The 26,933-nt window shown below is 63.3% G+C and carries 24 protein-coding genes; 10 read left to right on the top strand and 14 right to left on the bottom strand.

Going from position 1 to position 26,933, the window contains the following annotated elements; genetic code table 11:
- Nucleotides 1-36 precede the first annotated feature (36 nt).
- Together ASD63_RS25870 and ASD63_RS25875 are read right to left on the bottom strand one after the other, a co-directional pair.
- Entirely contained in the window at nt 37-948 is a 912-nt protein-coding gene (locus ASD63_RS25870; RefSeq protein ID WP_060530003.1) for an EamA family transporter, read from the bottom strand.
- A 154-nt stretch (nt 949-1,102) separates the two neighbouring features.
- On the bottom strand, nt 1,103-2,587 hold the full coding sequence (locus tag ASD63_RS25875) for a nucleobase:cation symporter-2 family protein (RefSeq protein ID WP_034802466.1): 1,485 nt from the start codon (nt 2,585-2,587) through the stop codon (nt 1,103-1,105).
- Between the two features lie 336 nt (nt 2,588-2,923).
- Here ASD63_RS25875 and ASD63_RS25880 point away from each other — a divergent pair, with 336 nt between their 5' ends.
- On the top strand, nt 2,924-3,379 hold the full coding sequence (locus tag ASD63_RS25880) for a hypothetical protein (RefSeq protein ID WP_143106236.1): 456 nt from the start codon (nt 2,924-2,926) through the stop codon (nt 3,377-3,379).
- Nucleotides 3,380-3,495: 116 nt separating this feature from the next.
- Here ASD63_RS25880 and ASD63_RS25885 read toward each other — a convergent pair whose 3' ends face one another.
- The 8 genes from ASD63_RS25885 to ASD63_RS25920 all read right to left on the bottom strand — a co-directional run bounded on the left by ASD63_RS25885 (nt 3,496) and on the right by ASD63_RS25920 (nt 12,138).
- Entirely contained in the window at nt 3,496-5,217 is a 1,722-nt protein-coding gene (locus ASD63_RS25885) for an ABC transporter substrate-binding protein (protein ID WP_034802459.1), read from the bottom strand.
- Between the two features lie 82 nt (nt 5,218-5,299).
- Nucleotides 5,300-5,722, bottom strand: coding sequence for a DUF2160 domain-containing protein (locus ASD63_RS25890; protein ID WP_034802456.1), 423 nt, complete (start codon nt 5,720-5,722; stop codon nt 5,300-5,302).
- The gene (locus ASD63_RS25895; RefSeq protein ID WP_034802454.1) at nt 5,722-6,540 is read right to left on the bottom strand and encodes a carbohydrate ABC transporter permease; all 819 of its coding nucleotides are present in this window, start codon (nt 6,538-6,540) and stop codon (nt 5,722-5,724) included. The genes ASD63_RS25890 and ASD63_RS25895 overlap by 1 nt, the downstream gene beginning before the upstream one ends.
- A gap of 22 nt (nt 6,541-6,562) precedes the next feature.
- Complete coding sequence (locus ASD63_RS25900) at nt 6,563-7,429, bottom strand: sugar ABC transporter permease (protein ID WP_034802451.1); 867 nt, start codon at nt 7,427-7,429, stop codon at nt 6,563-6,565.
- A 2-nt stretch (nt 7,430-7,431) separates the two neighbouring features.
- Nucleotides 7,432-8,502 (bottom strand): ABC transporter ATP-binding protein, encoded by a 1,071-nt coding sequence (locus ASD63_RS25905; RefSeq protein WP_034802449.1) that lies wholly within the window; start codon nt 8,500-8,502, stop codon nt 7,432-7,434.
- A 21-nt stretch (nt 8,503-8,523) separates the two neighbouring features.
- On the bottom strand, nt 8,524-9,594 hold the full coding sequence (locus ASD63_RS25910) for an ABC transporter ATP-binding protein (protein ID WP_034802446.1): 1,071 nt from the start codon (nt 9,592-9,594) through the stop codon (nt 8,524-8,526).
- 130 nt (nt 9,595-9,724) lie between these two features.
- Nucleotides 9,725-11,242 (bottom strand): glycerol-3-phosphate dehydrogenase, encoded by a 1,518-nt coding sequence (glpD, locus tag ASD63_RS25915; RefSeq protein ID WP_034802443.1) that lies wholly within the window; start codon nt 11,240-11,242, stop codon nt 9,725-9,727.
- 131 nt (nt 11,243-11,373) lie between these two features.
- Nucleotides 11,374-12,138 carry a DeoR/GlpR family DNA-binding transcription regulator gene (locus tag ASD63_RS25920; protein WP_034802440.1) on the bottom strand — a complete coding sequence of 255 codons (765 nt, stop codon included), beginning with the start codon at nt 12,136-12,138 and terminating at the stop codon, nt 11,374-11,376.
- A gap of 172 nt (nt 12,139-12,310) precedes the next feature.
- On the opposite strand from ASD63_RS25920, the gene ASD63_RS25925 reads away from it, so the two are divergent.
- The 7 genes from ASD63_RS25925 to ASD63_RS25955 all read left to right on the top strand — a co-directional run bounded on the left by ASD63_RS25925 (nt 12,311) and on the right by ASD63_RS25955 (nt 20,362).
- Nucleotides 12,311-13,078: an SDR family oxidoreductase gene (locus tag ASD63_RS25925; RefSeq protein ID WP_034802437.1), complete on the top strand. Its 768-nt coding sequence runs from the start codon at nt 12,311-12,313 to the stop codon at nt 13,076-13,078.
- Nucleotides 13,079-13,282: 204 nt separating this feature from the next.
- On the top strand, nt 13,283-14,179 hold the full coding sequence (locus ASD63_RS25930) for a LysR family transcriptional regulator (protein WP_034802435.1): 897 nt from the start codon (nt 13,283-13,285) through the stop codon (nt 14,177-14,179).
- Nucleotides 14,180-14,355: 176 nt separating this feature from the next.
- Nucleotides 14,356-14,835, top strand: coding sequence for a formate dehydrogenase subunit gamma (locus tag ASD63_RS25935; protein ID WP_034802432.1), 480 nt, complete (start codon nt 14,356-14,358; stop codon nt 14,833-14,835).
- The gene (locus tag ASD63_RS25940) at nt 14,832-16,388 is read left to right on the top strand and encodes an NADH-quinone oxidoreductase subunit NuoF (protein WP_034802429.1); all 1,557 of its coding nucleotides are present in this window, start codon (nt 14,832-14,834) and stop codon (nt 16,386-16,388) included. The genes ASD63_RS25935 and ASD63_RS25940 overlap by 4 nt, the downstream gene beginning before the upstream one ends.
- 10 nt (nt 16,389-16,398) lie before the next feature.
- A complete protein-coding gene (gene fdhF, locus ASD63_RS25945) occupies nt 16,399-19,278 on the top strand; it encodes a formate dehydrogenase subunit alpha (RefSeq protein ID WP_034802427.1) in 2,880 nt (959 codons plus the stop codon).
- 21 nt (nt 19,279-19,299) lie between these two features.
- Nucleotides 19,300-20,139, top strand: a complete 840-nt coding sequence (gene fdhD, locus ASD63_RS25950; protein WP_034802424.1) for a formate dehydrogenase accessory sulfurtransferase FdhD — start codon at nt 19,300-19,302, stop codon at nt 20,137-20,139.
- A complete protein-coding gene (locus ASD63_RS25955) occupies nt 20,129-20,362 on the top strand; it encodes a formate dehydrogenase subunit delta (protein ID WP_034802422.1) in 234 nt (77 codons plus the stop codon). Before fdhD ends, ASD63_RS25955 begins: the two co-directional genes overlap by 11 nt.
- A gap of 144 nt (nt 20,363-20,506) precedes the next feature.
- Here the strand turns inward: ASD63_RS25955 and ASD63_RS25960 are convergent, their stop codons facing one another.
- The 4 genes from ASD63_RS25960 to rocF form a co-directional block, all read right to left on the bottom strand.
- Complete coding sequence (locus ASD63_RS25960) at nt 20,507-22,291, bottom strand: PAS domain-containing methyl-accepting chemotaxis protein (RefSeq protein WP_034802419.1); 1,785 nt, start codon at nt 22,289-22,291, stop codon at nt 20,507-20,509.
- A gap of 421 nt (nt 22,292-22,712) precedes the next feature.
- Nucleotides 22,713-23,192 (bottom strand): chemotaxis protein CheW, encoded by a 480-nt coding sequence (locus ASD63_RS25965; RefSeq protein WP_034803080.1) that lies wholly within the window; start codon nt 23,190-23,192, stop codon nt 22,713-22,715.
- Nucleotides 23,193-23,477: 285 nt separating this feature from the next.
- Entirely contained in the window at nt 23,478-24,683 is a 1,206-nt protein-coding gene (rocD, locus tag ASD63_RS25970) for an ornithine--oxo-acid transaminase (protein ID WP_034802416.1), read from the bottom strand.
- A gap of 137 nt (nt 24,684-24,820) precedes the next feature.
- Nucleotides 24,821-25,744 (bottom strand): arginase, encoded by a 924-nt coding sequence (rocF, locus tag ASD63_RS25975; RefSeq protein WP_034802414.1) that lies wholly within the window; start codon nt 25,742-25,744, stop codon nt 24,821-24,823.
- A 155-nt stretch (nt 25,745-25,899) separates the two neighbouring features.
- On the opposite strand from rocF, the gene ASD63_RS25980 reads away from it, so the two are divergent.
- The gene (locus ASD63_RS25980; RefSeq protein ID WP_034802411.1) at nt 25,900-26,334 is read left to right on the top strand and encodes an Lrp/AsnC family transcriptional regulator; all 435 of its coding nucleotides are present in this window, start codon (nt 25,900-25,902) and stop codon (nt 26,332-26,334) included.
- A gap of 111 nt (nt 26,335-26,445) precedes the next feature.
- The gene (locus ASD63_RS25985; RefSeq protein ID WP_034802409.1) at nt 26,446-26,928 is read left to right on the top strand and encodes a VOC family protein; all 483 of its coding nucleotides are present in this window, start codon (nt 26,446-26,448) and stop codon (nt 26,926-26,928) included.
- Nucleotides 26,929-26,933: the final 5 nt, after the last annotated feature.

Raw genomic sequence — 26,933 nt, forward strand, 5'->3', positions numbered from 1 at the left:
GCGCGCGCAATCTCTTCTCTTTATCCGTAAGTGGCCTCAGCCGCGGTCGGCGATCGCGTCGCCGCGTCGCCGCGCCGGAATGGTCATGGCCGCGACCCCGACGATGACGCAGCCAAGGCCGATCCAGGCGGTGTCCGACAGCCGTTCGCCGAGGAAGAGCGCGCCGATGGCAACGCCGATCGGCACGCGCAGATAGGCCTGTGCCGTGGCGCCGACCGAGCCCAGTGTCTGGATCAGCCGGAAGTAGATGGCAAAGGCAAAGGCGGTCGAGAAGACGGCGAGGCCGAGCAGTGCCAGCAGCGACTCCGTCGACGGCGCAAGCGTCCAGGGCCTGTCGACGACGAGGCTTACCGGGATCAGCAGGGCAGCACCTGCGATCAACGAGCCGGCGGCGGGCATCATCGGGTCGAGTCCCTTGAAGCCGCGACCGAAGATGGCGGCGCCCGCGTAGCAGACGGTGGCGAGCACCACGGCCAACTGTGGCAGCAACTGTTCCCCGAGGCCGCCGAAGGCCTCCATGCCGATGATCAGGCTGATGCCGGTCATGCCGGCGACGATGCCAACGAGCTTGCGGGCCGTGACCGCTTCGTGGCGGGTGATCAGCGCCGTCATCAGGAAGGCGAAGATCGGTGTCGTCGCATTGAGGATCGAGGCGATGCCGGCATCGATCGTCTGCTCGGCCCAGGCGATCAGCGTGAAGGGCACAACGCTGTTGAGGCAGGCCTGGAACAGGAAGCGCCGCCAAGTCGCCGCGTCACGCGGCAGGCTGAGACCACGCCAGCGCAGAACGGCAAGAAGAAGCGCGCCGGCAATCAGGGTGCGGGCGGCGATCAGCGTGACCGGCGGAATGGTCTCGATGCCGATCTTGATGAAGGTGTAGGAGGCGCCCCAGAGCGTTGCGAGCGCAAGAAGCAGCAGGAGTTCGAGAGAAAGGTTGGTCTTGGCCATCGGGATCGCATCCTTGTGTCGTCATTGTTGCCATCGTTCTAGCGCGACGCTTACGGCGGATGCTTCGTTGGCGATCGAAGTATCGGGATCCTCCGAGATGTGGAAAAGCGAAACCCCAGCTTTCGCGGGCCGGGGTTCCGTGATTGCGGGTGGCTCAATGGCTGTCGGCGAGCTTGGCCGCGTTGACGCTGGCTGTGCTTTCGAAGCTGAGGCCATTGAAGAAGGCGTTGAGCACGACGGCCGAGATCGAGGCAAGCACGATGCCGGACTCGATGATCGGGTGGATCGCATGCGGCAGCCAGATCAGGAAGTTCGGCGCGATCAGCGGGATCAGGCCGAAGCCGACCGAGACGGCGACCACGAACAGGTTGTTGCGCGACGACTTGAAATCGACGGTCGACAGGATGCGCACGCCGGTCGCAGCGACCATGCCGAACATCACCAGGCCGGCGCCGCCGAGCACGAAGGTCGGAACCGCTTCGACCAGTGCGCCCATCTTCGGGATGAGGCCGAGCGCGATCATGATGACGCCCCCCATCACGCAGACGTAGCGGCTCTTGACGCCGGTGACGCCGACAAGCCCGACATTCTGCGAGAAGCTCGTGTAGGGGAAGGTGTTGAACAGGCCGCCGATCATGGTGCCGAGGCCATCGACCCTGAGCCCCGCCGTCAACTGCTGCCGCGAGACTTCGCGATTGGTGATTTCGCCGAGTGCCAGGAACATGCCGGTCGATTCGATCATCACGACGATCATCACCAGCGACATGGTGGCGATCAGCACCGGATCGAAGATCGGCATGCCGAAGCGCAGCGGCGTGACCACGGCAAACCAGCCGGCATCGGCCACCCGGTCGAAATGCATCATGCCGAGTGCTGCGGCGACGACGCAGCCGACGACGACGCCGGTCAGCACCGCGATGTTGCTGATCAGTCCGCGGCCGAAGCGGGCGATCACGAGAATGGAGAGGAGCACGAAGCCGGCCAGCGCGATGTGGCTCGGCTCGGCGTAAAGCGGGTTCGGCACGCTGGCGCCAAGCACCAGGCCGTCCGGTACCGCCGGGCCTCCGGTGGCCGCGGCCTTCTTGAGCTCCGCCAGCCATTCCGCATGGCTCGGATCGACGAGCTTGGGTGCGGTCGGACCGAAGGGATTGCCGAAGATCCAGTTCACGCCGACGCGCATCAGCGAAACGCCGATGACGAGAATGATCGTGCCGGTGACGACGGGGGGGAAGAACCTCAGAAGCCGGCCCATGACCGGCGCGAGCAGGAGCGCGACGAGGCCGGCGCCGATGATGGCGCCGAAGATCATCCGGGCACCCTCTTGCCCGGGTGTCATCGCCGCCATCGAGACCATCGGGCCGACTGAGGCGAAAGTAACGCCCATCATGACCGGAAGCCGGATGCCGATGCTGCGGCCGAGGCCAAGCGACTGGATGATGGTGACGAGGCCGCAAACGAAAAGATCGGCGGAAATCAGGAAAGCGACGTCCTGGGGGCTGAGCTGCAAGGCGCGGCCGACGATCAGGGGCACCGCGACGGCGCCGCCATACATGACAAGGACATGCTGCAACCCGAGGGTCGCAAGTCTGCCCACGGGCAGCATCTCGTCCACCGGGTGTATGCTGGAAACGTCGCTCATGGTTCCTCCTCCCATTACATCGACCAGTCCGGCCCCCCGTCCTCCAACAGGGGAAACGCTATCTTCGGTTGTCGAGACAGAATGTCGCAAGTATCGCCGGAACGAAAACACTTTCCGGATTTCGGGGGAAGTTGTCGAGGGGTGATCGGGGCGGGAAAGGTTCGGATTTGACCGTCGAACGGCGCCGACCGGGCAGGTATTGCCGAAGAAGGCCTCAAGGCGCGCCAACGAACAGCTTGATCCTAGCAACGATGCAACGTTGCTGCAATGCGAAGCGACGATGGTTCGTCGCGCCGGGTGCGAAGGCTCCGCCGCGGTTCGTTTGGGATCATGTCGATGAATTCTTGCAGAGTGGCCTTTTCGTCTCCCTGCCGTGCGCTTTTCGTGCTGCTGATCGTTCTCTGGCCGGCGGTCGCCGGGGCGAGCGGCGTCAGCTTCCAGGGGCAATGGCAGCAGGTCACGTCCGGCGCCGGTGACTGCGAGAGCTGCTCGGTCGAGATCCGGCGGAACGGCCCCGTGCTGAAGGTGACGGGGAGGGATGGATGGTTCGCGGTGACCCATCTCGGGCGCGTCGGCGGCGGTTCGAGCGCTGCGGGCATCGGGCGCTGGAACGAGGACGGCGCCGGCCGCTATCGCGGCAAGCCGTTCGACATCCGCATCACGATCGTCGATGAGCATCTCCACATGGATATGAGCGTGCGGATGGATGATGGCTCGACGCAGGCGGTCAGGGCCATCTTCGACAAGCGACGATCCGAGAAATCCGGACGCTTGCGGCTTGCCCACATGTAGGCGCGACAGGTCCTTTCACGCCTATGGGCAAAGAAATACCGGGGCCGTTGCCGACCCCGGTGCCGCATCTCCCGAGGAGATGAGGGCCGCCCGTTTTGCAGGCGGCCGTTGGTTTCTTACTTCTGCCAGCTCTTGACCAGATCGTCGTAGTTGACGGTCTGCGGCTTTTCCTTCTCGTTCTCGATCTTCAGCTGCGGAGCGAGGTTGCCCTTGGAAACGGCATCCTTGTTCCAGTACTCGAGATCGTGCTCTTCGGCGAGCTTCGGACCGATGTCGCCCTGAACGCCCGAGCGTTCGAGACGGGAGAGAACCTTCTCCTGCTCGGCGCACAGCGAGTCCATGGCTTCCTGAGCGGTCTTGGCACCCGAGGATGCATCGCCGATCGCCTGCCACCAAAGCTGAGCCAGCTTCGGATAGTCAGGAACGTTCGTGCCGGTCGGCGACCACTGCAGGCGGGCCGGCGAACGGTAGAACTCGATCAGACCGCCGAGCTTCGGAGCGCGGTCCGTGAAGCTCTTGTGGTCGAGCGTCGACTGGCGGATGAAGGTGAGGCCGACATGGCTCTTCTTCACGTCGACGGTCTTCGAGGTGACGAACTGCGCATAGAGCCAGGCGGCCTTGGCGCGGTCGTCAGGCGTGGACTTCAGCAGCGTCCAGGAACCGGCGTCCTGGTAACCGAGCTTCATGCCGTCCTTCCAGTAGACACCATGCGGGCTCGGAGCAAAACGCCACTTCGGCGTGCCGTCCTCGTTGACGACGGGCAGGCCCGGCTTGACGAAGTCGGCGGTGAACGCCGTGTAGGTGAACATCTGCTGGGCGACTTCGCCCTGCGACGGAACCGGGCCGGATTCCGAGAAGGTCATGCCCTGCGCAGCTGCCGGTGCGTAGGCCTTCATCCAGTCGAGATACTTCTGGATGGAGTAGACAGCGGCCGGGCCGTTGGTGTCGCCACCGCGGGCAACGCAGGAGCCGACCGGGCGCGAGTTTTCGTCGACCTTGATGCCCCACTCGTCGACCGGCTTGCCGTTCGGGATGCCCTTGTCGCCGTTGCCGGCCATCGACAGCCAGGCGTCGGTGAAGCGCCAGCCGAGCGACGGGTCCTTCTTGCCGTAGTCCATGTGGCCATAGACTTTCTTGCCATCGACTTCGCGACCGGTGAAGAACTCGGCGATATCCTCATAGGCCGACCAGTTGACCGGAACGCCGAGGTCGTAGCCGTACTTCGCCTTGAAGTCCGCCTTGTTCTTCTCGTCGTTGAACCAGTCGTAGCGGAACCAGTAGAGGTTCGCGAACTGCTGGTCGGGAAGCTGGTAGAGCTTGCCGTCCGGTGCTGTCGTGAAGGACTTGCCGATGAAGTCGTCGATGTCGAGGTTCGGGTTGGTGACGTCCTTGCCTTCATTGGCCATGAAGTCGGTCAGGCTGCGGGCCTGCTGGTAGCGCCAATGGGTACCGATCAGATCCGAGTCGTTGATGTAGGCGTCATAAACGTTTTCGCCCGACTGCATCTGAGTCTGCAGCTTTTCGACGACGTCGCCTTCGCCGATCAGGTCGTGGGTGATCTTGATGCCGGTGATGTCGGAGAAGGCCTTGGCCAGGGTCTTCGATTCGTATTCATGAGTGGTGATCGTTTCGGAAACGACCTTGATTTCCATGCCGGCAAAGGGTTTCGCCGCATCGACGAACCACTGCATTTCGGCTTCCTGGCCGGCGCGGTCGAGCGAGGACATGTCGCCGATCTCGCTGTCGAGGAATTTCTTGGCTTCGTCCATGCCGGCAAAAGCGCTGCCGGTGAAAGCCAGCAGCATAGCTGCCGTCGTAGTCAAAAGATGCCGTCGCATAATTCCCTCCCTTAGGTTTGCGAATGCGGTTCTTTATCTTTCGAGGGGCCGCCCGTCTGGCGGCCCCTCAAATCGGTTCGCCTCAGACGTAGCGGAAGACGCCGACGGCATAGACCAGGGAGAGCGCGAGCGCCCACCACAGGTTCTGCCCGCCGACGAAGCCGAGCCATGCGAGGTGAATGAAGGCGCTGCCGAGCAGTGACACGAAGAGGCGATCGCCCCGTGTCGTCTCGAAGCGCAGGATGCCGACGCGCGGGTTGCCGCCGGGCGAGGCATATTCCCAGACCGCCATCATCGACAGCAGTGCGAAGATCGTCAGGAAGAACATGGCCGACGGAAACGACCAGGCCATCCAGCCACCGGGGATGAGCGGCGCGAACCAGTCGCGCGCGCCGTCCTTGATGGGCAGCATGCTGAAGAGCAGCCCGGCAACGGCGGCGTAGACGACGAGAACGGCGGCAAACGGCAGTTGCCAGCGGGCGTTGCGAACGGGTTGAGCGGTCATCATACCCTCCCCAGGGCAAAGCCCTTGGCGATGTAGTTGCGAACGAAATAGATCACGAGTGCGCCCGGAATGATGGTGAGCACGCCGGCGGCCGCCAGCACGCCCCAGTCGAGACCGGAGGCGGAGACCGTGCGGGTCATGGTGGCGGCGATCGGCTTGGCGTCCGTGGTCGTCAGCGTGCGGGCAAGCAGCAGTTCGACCCAGGAGAACATGAAGCAGAAGAACGCAGCGACACCGATGCCCGAGGCGATCAGCGGCATGAAGATCTTCACGAAGAAGCGCGGGAACGAGTAACCGTCGATATAGGCGGTCTCGTCGATCTCCTTCGGCACGCCCGACATGAAGCCTTCCAGGATCCAGACCGCGAGCGGCACGTTGAACAGGCAGTGCGCAAGGGCAACCGCGATGTGCGTGTCGATCAGGCCGAAGGCCGAATAGAGCTGGAAGAAGGGCAGCGCGAAGACGGCCGGCGGCGCCATGCGGTTGGTCAAGAGCCAGAAGAACAGGTGCTTGTCGCCGAGGAAGCGGTAGCGCGAGAAGGCGTAGGCCGCCGGCAGCGCTGCCGTCACCGAGATCACCGTGTTCATGACGACGTAGATGATCGAGTTGATGTAGCCGTTGTACCAGGAGGGGTCGGTGAAGATCACCTGGTAGTTCCGGAGCGTCGGATTGACCGGCCAGAGCGAGAAGGTGCTCAGGATCTCGCTCGTTTCCTTGAAGCTCATGTTGACGAGCCAATAGATCGGCAGGAGCAGGAAGACGATGTAGACCGTCGGCACCAGCCAGGAGAGGCGTTCGGTAAGTGGTTGTTTTTGCATTTTGTTTCTCCTCCCGCCTTTGTCAGCCCTGCGCGTCGCTCGTGGTCATCACGGTGTAGAAGATCCACGAGAGCAGCAGGATGATGAGGAAGTAGATGATCGATAGCGCTGCCGCCGGACCGAGGTCGAACTGGCCGATGGCCGTCTTGACGAGGTCGATGGACAGGAAGGTTGTCGAGTTGCCGGGACCGCCGCCGGTGACGACGAAGGGCTCGGTGTAGATCATGAAGCTATCCATGAACCGCAGCAGGAAGGCGATCAAAAGCACGCGCTTCATCTTCGGCAGCTGGATGTAGCGGAACACCGACCAGCGCGAGGCGCCGTCGATCTTGGCCGCCTGGTAATAGGCGTCGGGGATCGAGACGAGACCGGCATAGCAGAGCAGGACGACGAGGCTCGTCCAGTGCCAGACGTCCATGACGATCAGCGTGACCCAGGCGGCAACGGGGTTCTGCACGTAATTGTAGTTGATACCGATCGCTTCGAGCGTACGGCCGAGCAGGCCGATGTCGACGCGGCCGAAGACCTGCCAGATGGTGCCGACGACGTTCCACGGGATCAAGAGCGGCAGCGCCATCAGGACGAGGCAGACCGGTACGCCAAGACCCTTCTTCGGCATGTTGAGCGCGATGATGATGCCGAGCGGGATTTCGATCGCCAGAATGATCGCCGAGAAGATCAGGTTGCGGCTGAGCGCGTCCCAGAAGCGGTCCGACGTCAGCACCTGCACGTACCAGTCGGTGCCGGCCCAGAAAAACTGGTTGTTGCCGAAGGTGTCCTGGACCGAATAGTTGACGACGGTCATCAGCGGGATGACGGCCGAGAAGGCGACGAGCACGAGGACCGGCAGCACCATGAACCAGGCCTTGTTGTTCCAGGTTTTCTCCATGGTCAGGCCTCCTCGCCGACGCGCCAGGAATCGGCGTAGATGTTGATGGCTTTCGGATCGAAGGTGACGCGCGGCTCGGCGGGGATCTCGCCGTCCTCATCGACGATGATCGAGATCGGCTGGTCGGCAAAACGGGCGCGCACGATCTTGTGGCGGCCGATATCCTCGACCTTGGTGATCGCGACCGGCATGCCTTCGCGACCGAGCGAGACGAATTCCGGGCGGATGCCGAGCTCGGTCTTGGCGCCGGCCTTGACCTTGGGTTGGAAGGTGAGGCCCAACTGCTCGCCGCCGATCGTCGCGGTGCCGCCGTCGAGCTTGACCGGCAGCACGTTCATGCCCGGCGAGCCGATGAAGTAGCCGACAAAGGTGTGGCGCGGGCGCTCGAAGAGTTCCGCCGGCGTGCCGATCTGCACGATCTGGCCGTCATACATGACGACGACCTTGTCGGCGAAGGTCAGCGCCTCGGTCTGGTCGTGGGTGACGTAGACCATGGTGAAGCCGAACTGCTTGTGCAGGCGCTTGATCTGTGAGCGCAGCACCCACTTCATTTCCGGATCGATGACGGTCAGCGGTTCGTCGAAGAGGATCGCGCTGACGTCGTTGCGCACGAGGCCGCGGCCGAGCGAGATCTTCTGCTTCTGGTCGGCGGTGAGGCCCCGAGCCGTCTTCTTCGCCCAGCCGCCAAGGCCGATCATCTCGATCGTTTCCTTGACGCGGCGGTCGACCTCGGCCTCCGGCACATGCCGGTTGCGCAAGGGGAAGGCCAGATTATCGTAAACCGTCATCGTGTCGTAGATGACCGGGAACTGGAACACCTGGGCGATGTTGCGTTCCTGGGTCGACAGATGCGTCACGTCCTTGCCGTCGAAGAGGATCTCGCCTTCGGACGGGTTGATCAGGCCAGAGATAATGTTGAGCAGCGTGGTCTTGCCGCAGCCGGAGGGCCCGAGCAGCGCATAGGCGCCGCCGTCGTTCCACTCGTGGTGCACTTCCTTCAGCGCGTAGTCGTTTTCCGACTTCGGCTTGGCGCCATAGGCGTGGCGGATATGGTTGAGATTGATGCGTGCCATGTTTTCCTCCCAGCGCCTCCTTTAGGCCGTGCCGCCGATGGCGCGTCCGTCCGGCCCGAAGGCCATGAGATGGCGGGTATCGACGAAGACCTCGAGGGTTGCGTCGGGTTCGATGTCGTGAATGCCCGGCGCCAGCATCACCCAGCGCGCATTGGCAAAACCGACGTGAATGAAGCTTTCGGAGCCGGCAATTTCGGAGATCGCCGTCTTCACCGTCAGGGCATCGCCGCCACCCTGCGGGCGGTCAAACGACAGGTGATGCGGCTGGAACGCGACGGTGCAGGGACCGTTGCCGATGCCAGCCAGATGTGCCGGGACGGTGAGCACAGACTTGCCGTCGAGCGTGAAGGCCGAGCCCGCTTTGACCAGCTCGATGCAGTTCAGCGGCGGATCGGCGAAGGTGCGGGCGGTGATCAGGTCGACCGGGCGGCGATAGACGTCGATTGTCTTGTCGAACTGGGTGATGCGGCCCTGGCTGAGGGCTGCGGTGTTGCCGCCGAGCAGCAGCGCTTCCGAAGGCTCGGTCGTCGCATAGACGAAGATGGCGCCGGAGGCGGCGAAGATCTTCGGCAGTTCCTCGCGCAGTTCCTCGCGCAGCTTGTAGTCGAGGTTGGCGAGTGGCTCGTCGAGCAGCACCAGATCGGCGTTCTTGACGATGGCGCGGGCAAGTGCCGTGCGCTGCTGCTGGCCACCTGAGAGGTTCAAGGGCGTGCGGTCGAGATAAGGCGTCAGCTTCAGCAGATCGGCCGCCTTGCGCACCTCGCGGTCGATGGTGGCGGTGTCGGCGCCGCTGATGCGCATCGGTGAGGCGATGTTTTCGTAAACGGTCATCGCCGGATAGTTGATGAACTGCTGGTAGACCATGGCGACCGAACGCTTCTGCACCGGCAGGCCGGTGACGTCGGCGCCGTCGAAAAGGAGCGAACCGGAGGCGGGCTTGTCGAGACCGGCCATCAGCCGCATCAGCGACGTCTTGCCGGAAAGGGTCGGGCCGAGCAGAACGTTCAGCGACCCCCTCTCCAGCACCAGGTCGGTCGGGTAGATATGCGTCTCCCCGCCTACGACCTTGGATATCTTCTTCATTTCAAGCATTGAATTCTCCACCCAGCCTGTCGGCAGTCCGAGCGTTTTCCACCCCAGCGCGGAAACGCTCTATCTCATCGGTTTTCTGCATTTCCGGGCGCGCGCGCCCGTGTTGGAAATGCATTGAATGCGAGCGTTGTCAGGCGGCTGCGTTGGCCGCGCCTCGCATGTATTCCTCCAGCGCTGCCGCCTCGCCCGGCGTCAGCTTCAATCCCAATTTCGTGCGCCGCCACAGCACGTCCTCGGCGTGCCGCGCCCATTCCTGCGTCATCAGCCACTTGACCTCGGCCTCGTAGAGATCGGCGCCGAAATGGTGGCCGAGACCGGCCTCGTTCGACGCCGAACCCAGAAGTGCTGCGGCGCGCGTGCCATAGAGGCGCACGAGGCGACGCGCATGCTGGGGCGCAAGGAAGGGATATTGCTTTCGCAGTCTTGCGACTTCGTCGGCATAACCCTGGGCGGGAAAATCGCCGCCCGGAAGCCTGGAGCCGGCGGTCCATTTCGAACCCTTGACGCCGATCGCCTCGCCGATCTTTTCCAGCGCGGATTCGCCGAGGCGGCGATAGGTCGTGAGCTTGCCGCCGAAGACGTTGAGCAGTGGTGCCGCACCCTTGTCACCCTCGACCCGCAGCACGTAGTCGCGCGTCGCTTCCTGCGCCTTGCTGGCGCCGTCGTCGTAAAGCGGGCGAACGGCCGAATAGGTCCAGACGATGTCGTCCTTTTCCACCGGCTCAAGGAAATACTCGCTTGCTGCCCGGCAGAGATAGTCGACCTCCGCGTCGCTGATGCGCACCTCGCCCGGATTACCGGTGTAGTCGCGGTCGGTGGTACCGATCAGCGTGAAGTCTTCTTCGTAAGGGATGGCGAACATGATGCGGCCATCCGGGTTCTGGAAGAAATAGGCGCGCGGATCGTCGAACTTCTTCTTCACGACGATGTGGCTGCCCTGAACGAGGCGGACATTGTGCACGTCGTTCTTGCCGAGCGCGCCCGAGAGAACCGCGTCGACCCAGGGGCCGGCGGCATTGATGAGCATGCGGGCCTTGAGCGTCTTGCGTTCGCCGGTTGCCTGGTTCTCGGTTTCGATGGCCCAGAGCCCACCGTCGCGACGTGCAGCGACGACGCGGGTACGGGCCATGATGACGGCGCCGCGGTCGGCAGCGTCGCGGGCATTCAAGACCACGAGGCGGGCGTCGTTGACCCAGCCGTCGGAATATTCGAAGGCCTTGTTGAACAGGCGCTTCAGCGGTTTGCCGGCGGGATCGCGGTTCATGTCCAGCGTCGCCGTTGCCGGCAGCAGCTTGCGGCCGCCGATATGGTCATAAAGGAAGAGGCCGAGGCGGATGAGCCAGGCCGGGCGCAGGCCGCCCTTGTGATAGGGCAGCACGAAGCGCATCGGCCAGATGACGTGCGGCGCCATTGCCCACAGCACCTCGCGCTCCATCAGCGCTTCGCGCACGAGGCGGAATTCGTAATGTTCGAGGTAGCGCAGGCCGCCGTGAATGAGCTTGGTGGAGCCGGAGGACGTGCCGGAAGCGAAATCGTTCATTTCGGCCAAGGCGACCGAGTACCCACGGCCGACCGCGTCGCGCGCGATGCCGCATCCGTTGATGCCGCCGCCGATGACGAAGACGTCGTAGATTGCCTGCTCTGACACTGCTGTTTCCCCTCCACATTTCGCGATGCACAAATTGATGCATAAGCGAAAGTGAAATCAGTTAAAACGAAAACATATCGAATGTCAAACGAATGCTCCCCGAATCTTTAGGGGTGGCTAAATCTCCCGTGTCAGGCGTCGGTTTCGATCAGGCGAACGTCCTGTTCAACACAGATTTTCCTGACGTTTTCGAGCGTGCAGCGGTCGGTGATGAAGGTCTGGACCTGCGATATATGGCCGATGCGAACAGGCGCGGTTCTTTCGAATTTGGTCGAGTCGGAAACCAGAATGACATGGCGCGCATTGGCGATGATCGCCTGGGCGACTTTCACTTCGCGAAAATCGAAATCCAGCAGCGCGCCGTCATGGTCGATCGCCGAGGCGCCGATGACGGCGAAGTCGACCTTGAACTGCTTGATGAAATCGACGGCGGCCTCGCCGACGATGCCGCCGTCCGAGCCGCGCACGACGCCGCCGGTGATCACCACCTCGATCGAGGGGAAAACGCGTAAGCGATTGGCGACATTGATGTTGTTGGTGATGACCATCAATTCCTTGTGGTCGAGCAGGGCCTCGCCCACAGCTTCGGTGGTGGTGCCGATATTGATGAACAGCGACGCGTTGTCGGGGATGAGTTCGGCGGCGGCCTTGCCGATCGCCTGTTTCTCCGGTGCCGCGATCTGGCGGCGGGCGTCGTATTTGACGTTTTCCTTGCCGCTCGGGAAGATCGCGCCGCCATGAATGCGGTTCAGGATCTTGGCGTCGCAGAGGTCGTTCAGGTCCTTTCGGATGGTCTGCGGCGTGACAGAAAAGCGCTGCGCCAGCTCCTCGACCAGTACCCGGCCCTCGCTTTTTGCCAGTTCCAGGATCTCCTCCTGCCGACCGGTCAAATACATTCCATCCTCCCCATTTTCGTTTTGTTTCATAATATGCAAAAACGAAAGCCGCGCAATTTCAGAATCGGCGTTTGCGGCGAAATCGCTTTCGCAGCGGGTCCAGGGTGTCGGCGCGCGTTGCATTCGCTACGGCGATAGGCGACCCTGCCTTAGGAGTGAAGAGGGGAAAGACATGTTTCATCCGGCCTTGTTCAAGGGCATGACCGTCGTGATCACCGGTGCCGGGCGCGGCATCGGGCTCGAGGTTGCCCGGCAGTTCCTGGATTGTGGCGCGCATGTACTCGTCCATGCCGGCCGGTCGATCGGCGACCTGCCCGATTTTCTCGAATCTGCGGCGACGGAAGGCCGGGCCTATGTGGCGACGGCGGATTTTCTCGCGCCGGATGGTGTCGAGGGGCTGGCCGACGTGGTGCGCAGCCGCTTCGAGAGCATCGATATCCTCATCAACAATGCCGGCACGATGGTCGGCCGCTTCCCGGCGGCGGAGCTGTCCGACGAGCAGTACCAGACCGTCGTCCAGCTCAACCAGACCGCGGTCGTCGAGATGACGCGGGCGATGCTGCCGCTGTTGCGCAAGGGTACGCATCCGGCGATCGTCAACACCGTCTCGATCTCTGCGGTTACCGGCGGCAGCGCCGGATCGTCGATCTATTCAGCGACGAAGGCGTTCGTTTCCACCTATTCCAAGGCCTTGGCGCGGGAACTCGCGCCCGATGGCATCCGTGTCAACTGCGTTTCGCCGGGGACGATCACCACCGAATTCCACGAGCGCTACTCATCGCCGGAGAAGCTGGAGGCGACCCGCAAGACCATTCCGCTTGGTCGGCTCGGGACGGCGGAAGACTGCGCGCCCGCCTATCTCTTCCTCGCCTCGCACGCGCTGTCGGGTTACATCACCGGGCAGGTGCTGGAGGTGAATGGCGGGCAGCTGATCGTTTGAGCGGTAGATGAAGTCGGCTGCCCCTCATCCGCCTACCGGCACCTTCTCCTCGCTTGCGGGGAGAAGGAAGGCTGCGGCGCCCGCTCGCGTCCCCCACTCCATTCGGGGCCTGCATCATGAAGGGGCGACCTCGCGAAGCGCCACGTCCCGCGAGCGGGAGAGGGTTAGGGTGAGGGGCAGAGCCACAACAACTGAAGGCCGGACATGATCGACAAGCTGGAAATGTTCCTCGTTCTCGCCCGCGAAAGGCATTTTGGTCGCGCGGCGGAGGAGTGTGGGGTGACGCAACCGACGCTGTCGGCGGCCATCCGCCAGCTTGAGGATCAGCTCGGCGTCATGCTCGTCAGCCGCGGGTCGCGCTTTCAGGGCCTGACGCCCGAGGGCCAGCGCGTACTCGAATGGGCGCGGCGCATCGTCGGCGATACCCGCACCATGCGTGAGGAGATGCGGGCGGCGCGCAAGGGTCTTTCTGGCCATATCCGGCTGGCCGCGGTGCCGACGACACTTGCCATGGTGCCGATGATCACGGCGCCATTCCAGGAAAAGCACCCTGATGTCACCTTTTCCGTGCTCTCGACGACGTCGGTGCAGATCCTGGCGCTGCTCGAAAATCTCGAGATCGATGCGGGGCTCACCTATCTGGAGAACGAGCCGCTCGGCCGGGTGACGAGCGTTCCGCTCCAGGTCGAGCGCTATCACCTCGTCACCGCCGCCGGAACACCGCTTTCGGAGCGGGAAAGCGTGACGTGGAAAGAGGTTAGCGACGTTCGGCTTTGTCTATTGACGGCCGATATGCAGAACCGCCGCATCATCAACCAGCATTTTTCGGAGGCCGGTGCCGTCGCCAAACCGACGCTCGAATCGAACTCGATGATCGTGCTTTTTTCGCATGTGCGCACCGGCCGCTGGGCCAGCATCATGCCATTCAACGTCGCGAAATCATTCGGTTTTCACGAAGATATCCGGATGATCCCGATCGTCGATCCGGACGCTCGTCACACGGTCGGCCTGGTTGCGACGCATCGTGAGCCGTTTACGCCGCTGGTGTCGGCCTTGCTGCACGAAGCACGCATTCTCGGCGAGCGAAATCAGGCTCGATAGATTTTTTCTATCGATCGACGGAACAGCCTTATTGACCCATGCGGCCATAAGCGCGAAGCTTTTTGATCATGGCCGGAGACCGCCGAGGAACGGCCTTCGCCAGAAGTGAAATGTCGGCTGGGCCGGTCGTCCGTTTCGGGTGCTGCCGCCTCGCCCATGAGCCGGGAGGGCTCCCGTTGAACATCCATCAGCCGCGCGCCGATATCGCGGAAACCACGCTCGCCATCGTCGAGGAGCTGAAGAGGCTGGAAGGGCCCTTGCTGCCGATCCTGCACGAACTGCAGGAAGAGTTCGGCTATGTGCCGCAGGAATGTCTTCCGGTGATTGCCCGCGAACTCAACCTCTCGCGCGCCGAAGTCTATGGGGTGATGAGCTTCTACCATGATTTCCGCGATCACCCCGCGGGGCGCCACGTGCTGAAGCTCTGTCGCGCCGAAGCCTGTCAGTCGATGGGCGGCGACCAGCTGGCCGAGCGCGCGAAGCGGCTGCTCGGCATCGATTTTCACCAGACGACCCCGGATGGCGCGGTGACGCTGGAGCCGGTCTACTGTCTCGGGCTCTGTTCCTGCGCACCCTCCGCCATGCTGGACGGAGAGGTGCATGCCCGGGTCGATGCCGCCGATCTCGAAGCGCTCGTTCAGGAGGCGCGTCGATGACCGCAAAGATCTACATTCCGCGGGACGCCGCGGCCGTGGCGCTCGGCGCCGACAAGGTAGCCAAGGCCATGGCCGAGGCGATCGGCGCACGCGGCCTCGACGCCACGATCGTGCGCAACGGTTCGCGCGGCATGCATTGGCTGGAGCCGCTGATCGAGGTGGAAACGGCTGACGGCCGCGTTGCCTATGGCCCGGTCAAGGCACATGACGTTTCCTCACTGCTCGATGCCGCCCTGCTCGACGGCGGCGATCATGCCCTCTGTCTCGGGAAGACCGAGGAGATCCCCTTCCTGAAGCAGCAGACGCGGCTGACCTTTGCCCGCTGCGGTATCATCGATCCGCTTTCGCTCGACGATTACCAGGCCCATGGCGGGCTCGCCGGTCTGCGCAATGCCATTGCCATGGCGCCGCAGGACATTGTCGCGCAGGTGACCGAAAGCGGCCTTCGCGGCCGTGGCGGCGCAGGCTTTCCGACCGGCATCAAGTGGAAGACCGTTCTCGATGCGGCGGGTGATCGGAAGTACATCGTCTGCAACGCCGACGAGGGCGATAGCGGCACCTTTGCCGACCGGATGATCATGGAAGGCGATCCCTTCGTGCTGATCGAGGGCATGGCGATCGCCGGCATCGCGACCGGCGCGACCAAGGGCTTCATTTACACCCGCTCCGAATACCCGCATGCGATCGCGGCGATGGCTGAGGCGATCGAGATCGCCCGCAAGGCCGGCGTGCTCGGCACCTCGGTGCTCGGTTCCGGTCGGGCCTTCGATATGGAAGTGCGCGAGGGCGCAGGTGCCTATGTCTGCGGCGAGGAAACGGCGCTGCTCAATAGCCTCGAAGGCAAACGCGGCATCGTGCGGGCCAAGCCGCCGCTTCCCGCGCACAAGGGCCTCTTCGACTGTCCGACCGTGATCAACAACGTGATCTCGCTCGCCTCCGTCCCCATCATCATGGACAAGGGCGCCGCCTATTACCGCGACTTCGGCATGGGCCGGTCGCGCGGCACGATCCCGATCCAGATCGCCGGCAACGTCAAGCATGCCGGTCTCTACGAAACCGCCTTCGGCCTGGCGCTCGGCGAGATCATCGATCACATCGGCGGCGGCACGGCGAGTGGCCGGCCGGTCAAGGCCGTGCAGGTCGGCGGTCCGCTCGGCGCCTATTTTCCCCGTGCCCTGTTCGATACGCCGTTCGACTACGAAGCCTTTGCCGCGCGTGACGGTCTGATCGGCCATGCCGGCATCGTCGTCTTCGACGACACCGTCGACATGCTGCACCAGGCGCGCTTTGCGATGGAATTCTGCGCGGTAGAAAGCTGCGGCAAGTGCACGCCCTGCCGCATCGGTTCGACGCGCGGTGTCGAGGTGACCGACAGGATCGCCGCTGGCATCGAGCCGGAGAAGAACCGCGAACTGCTCGCCGATCTTTGCAACACGATGAAGTTCGGTTCGCTCTGCGCCCTTGGCGGCTTCACGCCCTATCCGGTCATGAGCGCCATGACCCATTTCCCGGATGATTTTCAGCCGGCACCGCGCGTTCAAGCGGCGGAGTGAGGAAAAGACCATGTCTCTCATTCATGAAATCGACTACGGCACTCCGGCCTCCAAGTCCGAAAAACTGGTGACGCTGACGATCGACGGACGCGAGGTCACCGTGCCCGAGGGCACTTCGATCATGCGCGCGGCGATGGATGCCGGCATAGAAGTGCCGAAGCTCTGCGCTTCCGACATGATGGATGCCTTCGGCTCCTGCCGGCTCTGTCTCGTCGAGATCAAGGGACGCGCCGGCATGCCGGCCTCCTGCACGACGCCGGTTGCAGCCGGTATCGAGGTCTCCACCCAGACGCCGCGGCTGAAGGACGTGCGCCGCGGGGTGATGGAGCTCTACATTTCCGACCACCCTCTCGACTGTCTGACCTGTGCTGCCAATGGCGATTGCGAGCTGCAGGACATGGCCGGCGCAGTCGGCCTGCGCGACGTGCGCTACGGCTATGAGGGCGAGAACCACGTCACGGCGCGCAACAATGGCGAGATCAACGCCAAGTGGATGCCGAAGGACGAGTCCAATCCCTATTTCACCTACGATCCGGCCAAATGCATCGTCTGCTCGCGCTGTGTGCGCGCCTGCGAGGAAGTGCAGGGCACCTTCGCGCTGACGATCGGCGGCCGCGGTTTCGACAGCCGCGTTTCGGCCGGGATGGCGGAAGACTTCATGTCGTCGGAATGCGTCTCCTGCGGCGCCTGCGTCCAGGCCTGCCCGACGGCGACGCTCATCGAAAAGTCGGTGATCGAGATCGGCCAGCCCGAACATTCCGAAGTGACGACCTGCGCCTATTGCGGCGTCGGCTGCTCGTTCAAGGCGGAAATGCGCGGCGAGGAACTGGTGCGTATGGTGCCGTGGAAGGATGGCCAGGCCAATCGCGGCCATTCCTGCGTCAAGGGCCGCTTCGCTTACGGCTATTCCAACCACAAGGACCGCATCCTCAACCCGATGATCCGCGAGAAGATCTCCGATCCCTGGCGCGAGGTCACCTGGGAGGAGGCTTACGCGCATGTGGCCTCCGAGTTCCGGCGGATCCAGTATCAGTACGGCCGCGATTCCGTCGGCGGCATCACCTCGTCGCGCTGCACCAATGAAGAGACCTATCTGGTGCAGAAGCTGGTGCGCGCCGGCTTCGGCAACAACAATGTCGATACCTGCGCCCGCGTCTGCCATTCGCCGACCGGCTACGGCCTCGGCCAGGCCTTCGGGACCTCGGCCGGTACGCAGAACTTCGACAGTGTCGAGTTCACCGACGTCGCCGTCATCATCGGCGCCAACCCGACCGACGGCCATCCGGTCTTCGGCTCGCGACTGAAGAAGCGGCTGCGCGAAGGCGCCAAGCTGATCGTCATCGATCCGCGCCGCACCGACATCGTGCGCTCGCCGCATGTGGAGGCCGCCTATCACCTGCCGCTCCAGCCCGGCACCAACGTCGCGATCTTGACGTCGATCGCCCATGTGATCGTCACCGAAGGCCTCGCCAACGAACAGTTCATCCGCGAGCGCTGCGACTGGTCGGAGTACGAGGATTGGGCCGCCTTCGTCGCCGAGCCCTACCATAGCCCGGAGGCGACCGAAGCCTATACCGGCGTGCCGGCCGATCTCGTGCGGGGCGCGGCCAGGCTCTATGCCACCGGCGGCAACGGCGCGATCTATTACGGTCTCGGCGTCACCGAGCACAGCCAGGGATCGACGACGGTCATGGCGATCGCCAACCTCGCCATGGTCACCGGCAATATCGGTCGGCCGGGCGTCGGCGTGAACCCGCTGCGCGGCCAGAACAACGTGCAGGGTTCCTGCGACATGGGTTCGTTCCCGCACGAGCTGCCGGGCTACCGTCACATCTCCGACGATGCCACCCGCGAGACCTTCGAGAAGCTCTGGGGCGTCGAGATCTCCAACGAGCCGGGTCTGCGCATCCCCAACATGCTCGATGCCGCGGTCGACGGCACCTTCAAGGCGCTCTACATCCAGGGCGAGGACATCCTGCAGTCCGACCCGGACACCAAGCATGTGGCAGCCGGCCTCGCCGCGATGGAATGCGTCGTCGTGCACGACCTGTTCCTGAACGAAACGGCCAACTACGCGCACGTCTTCCTGCCCGGTTCGACCTTCCTCGAAAAAGACGGCACCTTCACCAATGCCGAGCGCCGCATTAACCGCGTGCGCAAGGTGATGACGCCGAAGAACGGTTATGCCGACTGGGAGGTCACGCAGAAGCTCGCCCAGGCCATGGGCCTCAACTGGAACTACCGCCATCCGTCCGAGATCATGGACGAGATCGCCGCGACGACGCCGAGCTTCGCGCTGGTTTCCTACGATTATCTCGAAAAGATGGGCTCGGTGCAGTGGCCCTGCAACGAGGCGCATCCTGAGGGTTCGCCGATCATGCATATCGACGGTTTCGTGCGTGGCAAAGGCAAGTTCATCCGCACCGAATATGTGGCGACGGATGAACGCACCGGCCCGCGCTTCCCGCTGCTTTTGACGACCGGCCGCATCCTTAGCCAGTACAATGTCGGCGCCCAGACGCGACGCACCGACAACGTCGTCTGGCATGCGGAAGACCGGCTGGAGATCCACCCGCACGACGCCGAGCAGCGCGGCATCCGTGATGGCGACTGGATCCGGCTCGCAAGCCGCGCCGGCGAGACGACCCTGCGTTCGCTGATCACCGATCGCGTCGCGCCCGGCGTCGTCTACACCACCTTCCACCACCCGACGACGCAGGCAAACGTCATCACCACCGACTTCTCCGACTGGGCCACCAACTGCCCGGAATACAAGGTGACGGCGGTGCAAGTGATGCCGTCGAACGGCCCGTCGGACTGGCAGGTCGACTATGACGAGCAGGCCCGCCAGTCGCGCCGGATTTCCGGTAAGCTGGAGGCGGCGGAGTAATGCCTTTCGCTGCGACCGATCATGGCGACGTTTAGGACATCCAAGACCGTTCCCGAGGCCGCCCGCCGCAACGGCGCGCTTCGGGACGGTGCGCGCGCCGTGCCGGAGGAGACGCCGGTCGCTTTCAGCTATGGTGGTTCGACCCATGCGGTGATGATGGCGACGCCCGGCGATCTCGAGGATTTCGCCGTCGGCTTCAGCCTGACCGAAGGCATCATTACCGATCCCGGCCAGATTGAAACGGTCGAGGTCGTCTCCGAGACGGTCGCCGGCAATCTCGGCATCGACTTGCAGATCGTGCTTCAGGACGAAGAGAACGACATGCTGCGTCAACGCCGACGGCACATGGCGGGGCCGGTCGGTTGCGGTCTTTGCGGCATCGAATCGATCGAGCAGGCGGTACGGCCGACGCCGGACGTTTCCCGTTCGAGACTGACGTTGTCGCAGGAGGACGTGGTTTCGGCCGTAGCGCTGCTCAATGGCCAGCAGCCGCTGCATTTCGAAACGCGCGCCGTGCACGGTGCCGCCTTCTATGTGCCGGGCCGCGGGCTGATCGCTGTGCGTGAGGATGTCGGCCGCCACAATGCGCTCGACAAGCTGGTCGGTGCCGCCGCACGCGCCGGCTTCAAGGGCAGCGAGGGCGCCGTGGTCGTCACCAGCCGCGTGTCCGTCGAGATGGTGCAGAAGACGGCAGTCGTCGGCAGCCCTGTGATCATCGCCATTTCGGCGCCGACGGCGCTTGCCATTCGCACGGCGGAAGCTGCGGGCATGACGCTGATTGCGCTCGTGCGCGGCGACGAATTCGAGATTTTCACCCATGCCGAACGCATCAAGTCCGGAGCTGCCGTCGATGTCGCATGACAATACCAACGCCAAGCTGATCTATATGGCGAACCAGATCGCCACCTTCTTCAAGAGCCAGCCCGAGAGCGAGGCGGCGCAGGGCGTTGCCACCCATATCAACAAGTACTGGGAGCCGCGCATGCGGCGCAAATTGTTCGAGCATATCGACAATGGCGGCGAGGGGCTGACGCCGCTGGTGCTGGAGGCGGCCGCAAAGATCAAACGTCCGGAAGCGGCCTAGCCTGCATTCCTTACCCGCCAGCGCTTTCTGCGCGCTCATCGAGAGTGTTTTCCTAAGCGGGCACTCTCCTGAAAAGATTTAAGGGAAGGCGGCTACCGGTCGCCGCCTTCCCCATTCCCGAGCGCGGGGTGCAGGGATGTGCGCTCAGAAATTCTGCCAGCCATCCGCGGCCGGTGCCGCGGCCAGGCTTGTTCGTTGTCCGCCGCGCATGGCGCGGGCGGTGGCATGCAGGCGTGATGGCTGCGCGCGATCTTCGAGGTGGCGGTTCGCGTCGACGACCTGGGCCTGCTCGCCGTAGCGGAACTGGCGGAGCAGTTCGTGCAGGGCTTCGGCCTCGCGGGCCATGGCGTGGCTTGCGGCCGTGCTTTCCTCGACCATCGCGGCGTTCTGCTGGGTCGCCTGGTCCATCGAGTTGACCGCCTGGTTGATCTCCTTGAGGCCGGTCGACTGTTCCCGTGCCGCTTCCACGATCGCCGAGACGTTGGCGTTGATCTCCTGGACCTGGACGAGGATTTCCTCAAGCGCCGCCCCGGTCTGGCCGACCAGCGACACGCCGTTCTTGACGTGTTCGGTCGAGGTGCCGATCAGCGACTTGATGTCCTTGGCGGCACTGGCGGAGCGTTGGGCCAGTTCACGCACTTCCTGGGCGACGACGGCGAAGCCCTTGCCGGCTTCACCGGCGCGCGCCGCCTCGACGCCGGCGTTCAGCGCCAAAAGGTTCGTCTGGAAGGCGATGTCGTCGATCACGCCGATGATGTTGGAGATTTCGCGTGACGACTGTTCGATCTGGTCCATGGCGCCGATCGCGCTCTTGACCACATTGCCGGAGCGTTCGGCACCGGCCTTGGTCTTGGCGACCAAGCCTCCGGCCTCCTCGGCGCGGCGGCTGGAGTCCGAGACGGTCGTGGTGATCTCGTCGAGCGCTGCGGCGGTCTCTTCCACGGAAGCGGCCTGTTGCTCGGTGCGCTTCGACAGGTCGTCGGCGGCGGCCCGGATCTCGCGGGCGCCGGAGGCGATCGCGCTGGCATTGTCGCCGACGGTTCGCATCGCCCCGCGCAGCTTTGCGGTGGCATCGTTGAAGTCGATCCGCACCGCTTCCATGCTTGGTACGAAGGGCGTGTCGAGGTTGCGCGTCAGATCGCCTTCGGCGAGCGCCCGCAGGCCCGCGCCGAGGCTGTTGATGGCGCTCATGCGCTCGCTGACATCGGTCGCGAACTTGACGACCTTGTAGACCTTGCCGCTGAAGTCGCGGATCGGGTTATAGGCCGCCTGGATCCAGATCTCCTTGCCACCCTTGCCGTAGCGCACGAACTCGTTGGAGAAGAACTCGCCGGCGGCGAGCCGCTTCCAGAAGTCGGCATATTCGGCGGTGCGGGCATAGTTGGGCTCGCAGAACATGCTGTGGTGCTTGCCCTGGATTTCCTGGAGGCTGTAGCCGAGCGCGGCGCAGAAGTTTTCGTTGGCGGTCAGGATCTCGCCCGATGGGGTGAATTCGATTACAGCCTGGGAGCGGGAGATCGCGTCGAGCTTGCCGGCATCTTCCGTGGCCCTTGCCTTGGCGGCAGTGATGTCGCTTGCGAACTTGACCACCTTGTAGGGCTTGCCGCCCCGAAGCACCGGGTTGTAGGTCGCCTGGATCCAGATTTCGCGGCCGCCCTTGGCGACACGCTTGTAGGCATTGGCGTCGAATTCGCCGCGGCCGAGCCGGGCCCAGAAGTCGCGGTATTCCTGCGTCTGGGCGTAGTCGGCGGGGCAGAACATGCGGTGGTGCTGCCCGACGATTTCGCTGAGGTTGTAACCGAGTGCCTGGCAGAAATTCTCATTGGCGGTCAGGATCTTGCCGGTCAGGTCGAACTGGATGATAGCCTGCGACTTCGAGAGCGCGGCGATGATCTGGTTCGCGTCTGCAATTTTTCCGAGAGCGAACATTGTAACCCTCTTCTCGTTTGTTGGCTCAAGCCGGGGGCTTCGTGCCTTCTTTGACAGGGTTTGCGGAGCCGAAGCGGCGCAAACTCCCGGACTAAGACAAATGCCGGCCTGCCGAAACATGTCTGGTCGTCCCGCGCCGGCCCACCGGGTCAGCGATTTAGTGCTTCGTGAGGGGAGTTCGAACTGGCGGGCTTCATGCCCAGGCGCCGTGTTTATGCAATCTAGGTTAGTGATAGGACTATTAAGCAGGTGTTAAAATAGCAACTATCAAATTTCAGTTGTAAGAACTCGTAGATCCCAATTTTAGTTGAATTAGTTTCTCCTGTTTTTCTAAAGTATTGCCCTCTGGCTGAGCAAATAACCAACAAAAAAGCCGCCCGACGAGACGTCGGACGGCCTTGAATATCGCTGAGCTGTTGCTTTAGGCGGCCAGTTCCTCGACCTCGCGTTCCTTGAACATGCGGGCAAGGTTCAGGAAGCAGATCATGCCGGTTTCGTTGGCGATGATGCCTTCGGCGAAGCTCTTGTCGAAGGAGGCCGTCACTTCCGGCACCGGCTGCACCTGGCTGCCCTGGACCGTGAGGATATCCGACACGCGGTCGACGACGAGGCCGATGACCATGTTGTGCACTTCGGCGACGACGATGGCGCTGCGCTCGTTGGCGGTGGTCGATTTCATGCCGAGCTTGTGGGCGAGGTCGATGATCGGGATCACCGTGCCGCGCAGGTTCATGACGCCGATCACTTCCGGCGGCGAATGCGGGATAGGCGTCGAGGGCGCCCAGCCGCGGATTTCACGGATCGTCGTCGTCTTGACGCAGAATTCCTGATCGTGGAGGCGGAACGCAATGATTTCCAGCGTCTCGCCGTCGAACCCGGCCGTCCTGAGTGTGCTTGTCATCGAAGGTCCTTCCAGCTTTCCGGTCGACGCCTCTGGGCGCGACACCGCCATACTCCAGATCTCTCCGCATGGCTGACGGCGCATCAGGCGCGGTCAATGATCCGTAAAGGAGAGATCCTTCCAGTCCGCCGATCACATCCGGCAGGGCGCAGCTGCATCATGCGCGGAGGAACCGCTTTGCGCTTTGGGAAAGGACTATAGGCCGGGATTCGTTAAGACTTGCTTTTGCAAGTGCTTACGAAGATCTCGCCCCGGGCGTGACCCCGGGGCGGAAGCGATTTGCGATCAAGCGGAGGCGAGAACCCTGGCAAACTGTTCGACCGCCCAATCCACCTGCTCGGCGGTGATGACGAGCGGCGGCGCGATGCGGATCGTGTCGCCGTGGGTGTCCTTGGCAAGGATGCCGAGCTGCTTCAGCGCTTCGCAATACTTGCGCGCGCCGCCGGCTTCCGGCACCAGTTCCACCGCCAGCATCAGGCCGCGACCGCGCACTTCCTTGATGATGTTGGAACGGATGTCGGTGAGGCCCTTCTGGAAGCGCTCGCCCATCTTTGCCGAGTTCTCGATCATGCCTTCCTCGGTCAGCGCCTTCAGCGCCGCGCGGGCAATGGCGCAGGCAAGCGGGTTGCCGCCGAAGGTCGAGCCGTGCTGGCCGGGCTTCAAGACGCCGAGCACTTCGGAATTCGAAAGCACCGCAGAGACCGGATAAAAGCCGCCGGACAGAGCCTTGCCGATCAGCGTCACGTCGGCTTCGATCGCCTCATGCTCTTCGGCAAGCAGCTTGCCGGTGCGGCCAAGCCCGGTCTGGATCTCGTCGAGGATCAGCGTGATGCCGTGCTTGGTGCAGAGCTCGCGCACCGTCGTGAAGTAGCCGACCGGCGGGACGATGACGCCGGCTTCGCCCTGGATCGGCTCGACCAGGAAGGCGACGGTGTTTTCGTTGATCGCCGCACGGAAGGCGTCGATGTCACCGAAGGGTACGACCTTGAAGCCCGGCGCAAACGGGCCAAAGCCGGTGCGGGCGTCCGGATCGGTCGAGAAACCGACGATACCCATGGTGCGGCCGTGGAAGTTGTTGGAGCAGACGATGATCTCGGCCTTGTTCTCGGCCACGCCCTTGACCTCGTAGCCCCACTTGCGCACGGCCTTGACGGCGGTCTCGACGGCTTCGGCGCCGGAGTTCATCGGCAGCACCTTGTGCGAGCCGGTCAGCGCAGCGATCTCTTCGTAGAAATGCGCCAGCTGATCGTTGCGGAAGGCGCGGGAGGTCAGCGTCAGCTTCTGCGCCTGCTCCATCATCGCCTTCAGGATCTTCGGGTGGCAATGGCCCTGGTTCACGGCAGAATAGGCCGAGAGACAGTCGAGGTAGCGGTTGCCTTCCATATCCCAGACATAGACACCTTCGCCGCGCGAAAGCACCACGTCGAGCGGCTTGTAGTTATGGGCGCCGAGCCGGTATTCGGTTTCGATCAGGGCAGCCGTCGTGTTCATATATCGTCCTCCGGTGTTTCTTTGTCTGAGCGGGAAGAGGAAAAGTGTGCGCGGTTTTCCGCCCGCATCCCGCTTAGACTTATGAGAGCCGTTCACGCTTATGATCTTGGATCCAGTCGACCCAAGATCTCCGTGATCTAGGCGCTGCGGGTCGGCCGGTCGAGAACACGGCGGCCGAAGAGGCTCGCCGTCAGTTCGACCAGGATGCGCGCGCTCTTGCCGCGATCGTCGAGGAAGGGGTTGAGCTCGACGACGTCGAGCGAGGAAACGAGCCCGCTTTCCCAGAGCACTTCCATGATCAGGTGCGCCTCGCGGAAGGTGGCGCCGCCCGGAACGGTGGTGCCGACGCCGGGCGCCAGTTCTGGATCCATGAAATCGACATCGAGGCTGACATGCAGCAGGCCATTGGCGGCGCGGACCTCTTCGAGGATCTGGCGCATGATGTGAGCCATGCCGAGTTCGTCGACGGCGCGCATGTCGAAGACGCGCACGCCATGTTCTGTGATCTCTTCGCGCTCGCGGTCGTCGACCGAGCGGATACCGACCTGGAAGACCTTCTTCGGATCGACGAGCGGACGGTCCGACGGCAGGATCGGGGCGAATTCGGCCTGGCCGCAGAAGAAGGCGACCGGCATGCCGTGCATGTTGCCGGAGGGCGAGGTCGACGGCGAGTTGAAGTCGGCATGGGCGTCGAGCCAGAGCACGAACAGCGGCCGGCCGACGTCTGCGGCATGGCGCGCCATGCCGGAGACGCTGCCCATCGAAAGCGCATGGTCGCCACCCAGAATGATCGGGAAATGGCCCTTGCGCACGGTGTCGTGCACGGAATCATGCAGGGCGCGGGCGAAGGCTGCGACGATCTGCAGGTTGTTGGCGCCGGGATGGTTGGCGAGATCGCGCGCCGGCAGCGGCTTGACGTCGCCTTCGTCGTGAACCGTATGGCCGAGATCGCGCAGCACCGTGTCGATGCCGGCGATGCGCAGGGCCGTCGGACCCATGGCCGCGCCGCGTCGTCCAGAACCTTCCTCGATGGGTGCGCCGATCAGCGTGATAGTCGTCATGTCCGCCCGATTCCTTCTCAAGATAATTCCGATGTGACCCAGTCCGGGATGTGTGGATTATGGCCAAAATGGGCGTCAGCAAAAAGATGGAAAACTGCCGATTAGTGAGCTAGATTCGATAGATTGCTAAGTCCGATTTTACAAAGTGGCAGGCTATGGATGATCTCGACCAGGCGCTGATAAGCGCTCTGCGCCAGAATGCGCGCATTCCCGTTTCGACGCTATCGGAAATGACGGGCGTGTCGCGGGCGACGGTGGCGGCCCGTATCGACAGGCTGGTGGCCAATGGTACGATCGCCGCCTTCACCATCCGCACCGGTGCCGAAATCCCGACCTCCGGGGTGCGCGCCGTGGTCATGATCGAGGTGCACGGCAAGATGGCCGATCGTGTCGCCGAGCAATTGCGCGGACTGCCGCAGGTGCGGGCGCTGCACAGCACCAATGGCCGCTGGGACTTCATCGCCGAGCTTCAGGACCGCGATCTCGTCTCTTTCGACGAAACGCTGCGGCGCATCCGCCTGATCGACGGCATCACCGTTACGGAGACGAATATCCTGTTGAAAACCAGTAAGATGACCGGGGCGTTCTGAGCATTTCTGGCCGCCCGAAGCGGTGAGGAAATTGCCTCTCAGAGTCGAATTGTTCTTGCTTTGTTCTAGTACTTCGCTATGATGGCCGCCTCACCCAAGATGGAGGATGTCATGGTTGCCAATGGCGGCAGGCTTGCCGATCGGCAGATCTGTGTGAAGCTGTTCGTCAGGCATGGCGACGAGGATCGCGCCATCGCCTTCTATCGCGAAGCACTCGGCGCCGAACTGCTGCAAAGGCATGAATGGCCGAGCGGCATTCTGACGAGTGCGGATCTGAGGATCGGGGAATCGGTGTTCCGTATTGCCGGGGCCAATCCGCGCCGCGATGCGGAACCCAAGCTCGGCGGGCCGCGCTCGCCGCATGCGCTCGGCACCACGGCGGTGATCCTGGAGCTGCATGTGCGCGACGTCGATCGCGTCATCGGCCGAGCGATCGGCGCAGGCGCAAGCCTTCGCAATGCGGCCGAAACCTTGTCGACGGGCGATCGCGTCGGCGCCTTCATCGACCCCTTCGGCCACATCTGGGCGTTGTTCAACGCTATGGAAGATGCCGACGTCGTCGATCTGAGCATCGAGGCCCGCAACGCCGCCTGAGGCGT

The organism is Ensifer sp. Root558, assembly GCF_001427045.1.
GTDB lineage: Bacteria > Pseudomonadota > Alphaproteobacteria > Rhizobiales > Rhizobiaceae > Ensifer > Ensifer adhaerens.

Coding starts and splice junctions, on each gene's coding strand:
- ASD63_RS25885 (WP_034802459.1), bottom strand. CDS start 5,217: ATGCGACGGCATCTTTTGACTACGACGGCAGCTATGCTGCTGGCTTTC.
- ASD63_RS25875 (WP_034802466.1), bottom strand. CDS start 2,587: ATGAGCGACGTTTCCAGCATACACCCGGTGGACGAGATGCTGCCCGTG.
- ASD63_RS25880 (WP_143106236.1), top strand. CDS start 2,924: ATGAATTCTTGCAGAGTGGCCTTTTCGTCTCCCTGCCGTGCGCTTTTC.
- ASD63_RS25965 (WP_034803080.1), bottom strand. CDS start 23,192: ATGACAAGCACACTCAGGACGGCCGGGTTCGACGGCGAGACGCTGGAA.
- ASD63_RS25920 (WP_034802440.1), bottom strand. CDS start 12,138: ATGTATTTGACCGGTCGGCAGGAGGAGATCCTGGAACTGGCAAAAAGC.
- ASD63_RS25910 (WP_034802446.1), bottom strand. CDS start 9,594: ATGCTTGAAATGAAGAAGATATCCAAGGTCGTAGGCGGGGAGACGCAT.
- ASD63_RS25870 (WP_060530003.1), bottom strand. CDS start 948: ATGGCCAAGACCAACCTTTCTCTCGAACTCCTGCTGCTTCTTGCGCTC.
- ASD63_RS25905 (WP_034802449.1), bottom strand. CDS start 8,502: ATGGCACGCATCAATCTCAACCATATCCGCCACGCCTATGGCGCCAAG.
- ASD63_RS25940 (WP_034802429.1), top strand. CDS start 14,832: ATGACCGCAAAGATCTACATTCCGCGGGACGCCGCGGCCGTGGCGCTC.
- rocF (WP_034802414.1), bottom strand. CDS start 25,744: ATGACGACTATCACGCTGATCGGCGCACCCATCGAGGAAGGTTCTGGA.
- ASD63_RS25895 (WP_034802454.1), bottom strand. CDS start 6,540: ATGCAAAAACAACCACTTACCGAACGCCTCTCCTGGCTGGTGCCGACG.
- rocD (WP_034802416.1), bottom strand. CDS start 24,683: ATGAACACGACGGCTGCCCTGATCGAAACCGAATACCGGCTCGGCGCC.
- ASD63_RS25900 (WP_034802451.1), bottom strand. CDS start 7,429: ATGGAGAAAACCTGGAACAACAAGGCCTGGTTCATGGTGCTGCCGGTC.
- ASD63_RS25980 (WP_034802411.1), top strand. CDS start 25,900: ATGGATGATCTCGACCAGGCGCTGATAAGCGCTCTGCGCCAGAATGCG.
- ASD63_RS25960 (WP_034802419.1), bottom strand. CDS start 22,291: ATGTTCGCTCTCGGAAAAATTGCAGACGCGAACCAGATCATCGCCGCG.
- fdhF (WP_034802427.1), top strand. CDS start 16,399: ATGTCTCTCATTCATGAAATCGACTACGGCACTCCGGCCTCCAAGTCC.
- fdhD (WP_034802424.1), top strand. CDS start 19,300: ATGGCGACGTTTAGGACATCCAAGACCGTTCCCGAGGCCGCCCGCCGC.
- ASD63_RS25955 (WP_034802422.1), top strand. CDS start 20,129: ATGTCGCATGACAATACCAACGCCAAGCTGATCTATATGGCGAACCAG.
- ASD63_RS25930 (WP_034802435.1), top strand. CDS start 13,283: ATGATCGACAAGCTGGAAATGTTCCTCGTTCTCGCCCGCGAAAGGCAT.
- ASD63_RS25985 (WP_034802409.1), top strand. CDS start 26,446: ATGGTTGCCAATGGCGGCAGGCTTGCCGATCGGCAGATCTGTGTGAAG.
- ASD63_RS25925 (WP_034802437.1), top strand. CDS start 12,311: ATGTTTCATCCGGCCTTGTTCAAGGGCATGACCGTCGTGATCACCGGT.
- ASD63_RS25890 (WP_034802456.1), bottom strand. CDS start 5,722: ATGACCGCTCAACCCGTTCGCAACGCCCGCTGGCAACTGCCGTTTGCC.